This is a genomic window from Psychrobacter sp. 1Y4 (assembly GCF_051847555.1).
Genome location: NZ_JBPYDE010000295.1, coordinates 1 through 878 on the forward strand (window position 1 = coordinate 1; position 878 = coordinate 878).

General features: G+C 45.2%; 1 protein-coding gene. It reads right to left on the reverse strand.

From position 1 onward, the window contains the following. Window positions 1-878: DNA gyrase subunit A (locus tag ACS8FC_RS15885; RefSeq protein ID WP_439297479.1), on the reverse strand; the 878-nt coding region annotated here is incomplete at both ends.

Sequence of the window (878 nt, forward strand, 5' to 3'; positions counted from 1 at the left end):
GATGATGTCGGTGCGACGCTCATCACCAAAGTTATCACGAATCTCAATCATCTCATTAGAGATAATGGTCATTAGCTTATCAAAATCGCCAAGAATAGACTCTAAATGTGCAATCTCGCGCAGCAAATCCTGATACTCTTCGGTCAATTTGTCTTGCTCAAGACCCGTCAAGCGATGCAATTGCATGTCTAAAATGGCATTGACCTGCTCAAGTGACAAACGATAGCGCTCTTCGCCCTCGATCAAACCAAACGGCGCTTTAGGATCTTCGCCTTCGATAAACTCGGGGCGTACTGACTGACTGCCAGCAGCAGTAAGCATCGCAACGACACTACCTGAACCCCATGTGTTGTTTAATAAACTTTCACGGGCGAGCCCACGGTTTGCTGATGCTTTAATCGTTGCAATAATCTCATCGATATTGGCTAGTGCAACCGTTAAACCTTCTAGCAAATGGCCACGAACACGGGCTTTGTTCAATTCATAAATTGTACGACGTGTTACCACTTCTTGACGATGACGGACAAATGCAGCGATAAGCTGACGCAGAGTCAATAGCTTTGGCTGACCATTATCGAGCGCGACCATATTGATACTAAAGCTAGACTCAAGCGGCGTTTGCAAGAACAAGTTATTAACGATAACTTCAGCGGTTTCGCCGCGACGTAAATCAATGGCGATACGCATACCGTCTTTATCAGACTCATCACGAATCTCGCTGATACCTTCGATTTTCTTATCACGAACCAGCTCTGCAATACGCTCGATTAGTTTGGCTTTATTGGCCTGATAAGGGACTTCTGTAAATACAATACGCTCGCGGTCACGGTTGACACCAGTATTACTCATCGGCTCAATATGATAACGACCACGAATAT